Source organism: Sphingorhabdus sp., assembly GCF_023910635.1.
Taxonomy (GTDB): Bacteria; Pseudomonadota; Alphaproteobacteria; order Sphingomonadales; family Sphingomonadaceae; genus Sphingorhabdus_B.
Genome location: NZ_JAAVVZ010000054.1, coordinates 1 through 3,436, shown reverse-complemented (window position 1 = coordinate 3,436; position 3,436 = coordinate 1). Strand labels below are relative to the sequence as shown.

Genomic DNA, 3,436 nt, shown 5'->3' with positions numbered 1-3,436 from the left:
GCGCCAGACATGCGGTAAAATGTTACGCTTTGTCAACAAATGCTTTTCTTTGAGGGACATGGGCGGTGGGGGGGGGGCTTAAGAGTTGGTTTGCCGCCAGGCTTTCCAATCGACAGGCTGGCGCGAAACAGTCCGAACGTCTTCGAGATTGATAGCGTCAAGGAATAGGACAATGTTTTGACATTCCCATCGTGCGGAAGGTGCAATGAGACCGTCAAAGCCAAGGAACATAGCTGCGGCGGCGATTTCTTGTGTTCGGCTGTATAGTAACTCGCGATAGCGGCTGCTTTCGACGCCCAACCGCTCAAGCTGATCCATATCTGTTAAGACCATTGTCTGCTGCGCGCGTACATTTAACCCAAACAAATCGTGGCGCATCCGTGAAGGGAAGACAGATTGTCCTTGGTTCAGGTGAAAATGAATTTCGGAAATCGCCCCGTCCGGAATGGCCGCCCCATAAAGCACCGACATTTCCGACGTGTTCCACCGCCCCGAACCGCGCGAGCCATCAAGCACATCGCGGCCCTGCCGTACGACCCGCCACATATTGCCGTCATACGGCACCCCGTCGATCCCGCCGACAAGATCGAGCAGTCGGTCATCAAGCGCGCGGCGACGATCCAATTAAAGATAGACCCCGCTGTCGAGCCTTTCGATGATTTCAAGAACCTCGGCTGTCCGATTTTCGACGATCAAATCATACGGGCGCTGTCCGGAAAGCTGCGGATGCGGCGATTGCAACCAAAGCCGCACTTCGTCCGGTTCATAGAACTCGGCCAGCCGCGCCGCGACCCAGCGAAGCTGGGCCATCGCGGTCTGCTTTTCGATCGTCGGGTCTGCCTCACCCTTGCTCCATCGCGTCACGGTCGGTGGAGAAACACCAAGGATGTTCGCCAGATCCCGCCCCTTCAATCCTGCAATGGCCTTAAGTTCGCCGACCAGTCGAGAGACAGCAGTTTCGCGGTGAAGGGCGGTAATATTCATGATGATCTCTCTTGGCAGGTTCCAATGTTGCGCATGATATTACGAAATAATTTCGCGATTTGCAATCGTGAAATATAAACGCAATTCTACAGTACAAGCGCGGGATGGTGCGAGGGGTAGAGCGGCAAGGGCAGGCTGCGCCATTAAGCTCGCATGCACCCAAAGCCGGGGTTCATTCGCGGCGCGGGCATGTGCCTCTACGCTATTGAAAAGCGCGCGGAACAGGGCAGAGATTTATAAAAGTTTTTCGGTAAGCTGAGCGGCGGCTAATCGACAGTTTTCAGCCAAAGCTGCCTTTCAGGACACGACAACGGAGCGGACATTAACGCCTAGGACTGAACAACTTCCGCCAGCGGTTTGCGTCGCACTGCTATGAAAAAGAATCCGGTCCCGACAACCATGATAAAGCCAAGCATCTGAAATGCCTCTGCGCTGGCCTGACTAGCAACCCATAAGGATGATATGACAGCTAACACTGATACGGGCAGGTGCCACCATGGTGCCCGTTTGGCCTCTCGATGCCCTAGCACTGGTAAAGCTAATGCACAGAGCAGATACATCACAAGCCGCGACAGTGTACTGGCGACTGCCAGCGTGGCAAAGCCCGCCCACAGGCTGAACAGGATTGCCATTCCACCTAAAAAAAGAATCGAAACGTGGGGCGTTTGGAACCGGTTTGAAACTTGGGCGAAAATCTGGGGAAGTGTACCTTGTTCTGCCATGCCGAACGTCATTCGGGGCAATACGATGCCGCCAACAAGTGAATTTGCCCCAATGGAAAAAGCGGCCGCTAGCGAAATCACAATCACGCCGACCTGACCTACCAACTGGCTAGCCGCAGCCGCCAAGGCGTTTTCGTTACCGTCTGCTTGTGGTGCGATAGCTGCGTAAGTCCAGATCACCAGCATGTAGAAAAGGGTGACACACGCAAGCGTAGTCATCATTGCTAACGGAATTGTTCGCTTTGGATTCCGCACCTCTCCGGCGGCCATGGTGCAATTCTCGAAGGCCATGAAAGCGTAAAATGTCAGTAAGACCACGCTTTCAAATTCACTGAATTGGGGCAGCCGCAAACCTATTGCCGGATCTTTCATAGCAAGGCCAACGACAATGAGAACAAGAAGCGGAACGATTTTGACCACAGTCATGACGCCCAAAGTGCGCACCGACGTTTGCATGCCAACAAGGTTCACTGAGACCATAAAGATGATAAAGCTGATCACCGCGACAGACTTCAGCGCAGGATCGTTTAATATCGGGAAGAGCACAGCCAAAAACGCGACTGCCACATGGGTGTTCGCCGCAATGGCCACAACGCCCGAGGCAAATCGTGTCCAGCCTGATTGAAATCCGAGGAATGGGCCGAAAGCGGCGTGGACGTAGATCGGCGGACCACCGTTCACTTCAAAGCGGGTCGAGAGTGCGGCAAATACCAACACCAGTGGCAAGATCAGCAGCGCACCGAGCAGCATCATCCAGGGCGCGAAATTTCCGACCGCCGCGAACATGATAGCGGGTAAGGCGAAAATGCCTGACCCGATCATGCCGTTTACCGGCAACAAGGCAGTGCCCCAAAACCCCACAGTACGCGGTAATGTTTTAGTTTCAGTCATATCGCTCAATGCCAGGTTCCCTTCTGCACGGCGATTGGGCTGTGCCAAGCCATGTATCGCTCCCCAATATATTCTAAACTGGCTTTGGCTTTTATTAAAAAGCTTTGTAAAATCAACACCAAATCAGCGCATAACAAATTGCATAGATACATTTGCAGGCGCACACAGAGGAAGCTCGGACGAAGCGGGCTGCTTTTGAAGTTACGGAATTAGCAGTTGTGCGCGTCGCCCATGGTCTCCGCAATGGCGTTGCCATTGCTCCGGCTGAACGAGGTGCTAATCCAGCCCTCACCAAAACCAACAAAAAAGGCCCCACTAGGGGGCCTGAACTATAGATTTGCGTTTGGGTTGCATGGGCCCCGGATCGGGTCCGGGGCAACGCAACGCTAAGCGGCTTTGCCGCTAAGCTATTGCGTTGGTTGCGGGAGTAGGATTTATGCGTTTTGCGCATGGTCTCCGCCGCTTCGCGGCTACCCAAGTGCAGCCTCCACCTTTCATTACCGGTCCAAGCGGTGCGCGTGAATTCTGGGTCAGGCGCGACGAGGGTACCGACGCTCAAGTTCCTACAGGATGTCGATATGGAGCATAGCTTGCAACGGCGATCCGAGAAGTAATCAGATGCTGCGTCGTGCGCTGCGGCACCTGATTATCGTTTATAGACCTCGCGGCGATGCCCTATATCGACAACCAGCACACGCACGGCATTTTCGTGTATCTCGCAAATTATGCGATAATCACCGACACGGTAGCGCCAATAGTCCCCTAGCTGTTTAGTCCCGGCATTTGATGGGTTGGGTTTAGGCTAAATCTTTCTGGTTCGCTTGTCCATATTTTGCAGA

General features: G+C 53.8%; 4 protein-coding genes. All 4 read right to left on the bottom strand.

All coding sequences use genetic code 11. The annotated features are described in order from the left end of the window. Nucleotides 1–78: 78 nt before the first annotated feature. The 4 genes from HEQ34_RS13945 to HEQ34_RS13930 all read right to left on the bottom strand — a co-directional run bounded on the left by HEQ34_RS13945 (nt 79) and on the right by HEQ34_RS13930 (nt 3,321). The gene (locus HEQ34_RS13945; RefSeq protein ID WP_296201498.1) at nt 79–624 is read right to left on the bottom strand and encodes an RES family NAD+ phosphorylase; all 546 of its coding nucleotides are present in this window, start codon (nt 622–624) and stop codon (nt 79–81) included. Then, on the bottom strand, nt 625–984 hold the full coding sequence (locus HEQ34_RS13940; RefSeq protein ID WP_296201497.1) for an antitoxin Xre/MbcA/ParS toxin-binding domain-containing protein: 360 nt from the start codon (nt 982–984) through the stop codon (nt 625–627). A gap of 329 nt (nt 985–1,313) precedes the next feature. Then, nucleotides 1,314–2,645, bottom strand: coding sequence for an APC family permease (locus HEQ34_RS13935; protein WP_296201496.1), 1,332 nt, complete (start codon nt 2,643–2,645; stop codon nt 1,314–1,316). A gap of 598 nt (nt 2,646–3,243) precedes the next feature. Then, nucleotides 3,244–3,321: a hypothetical protein gene (locus HEQ34_RS13930; protein ID WP_296201499.1), complete on the bottom strand. Its 78-nt coding sequence runs from the start codon at nt 3,319–3,321 to the stop codon at nt 3,244–3,246. Nucleotides 3,322–3,436: the final 115 nt, after the last annotated feature.

Coding starts and splice junctions, on each gene's coding strand:
- HEQ34_RS13940 (WP_296201497.1), bottom strand. CDS start 984: ATGAATATTACCGCCCTTCACCGCGAAACTGCTGTCTCTCGACTGGTC.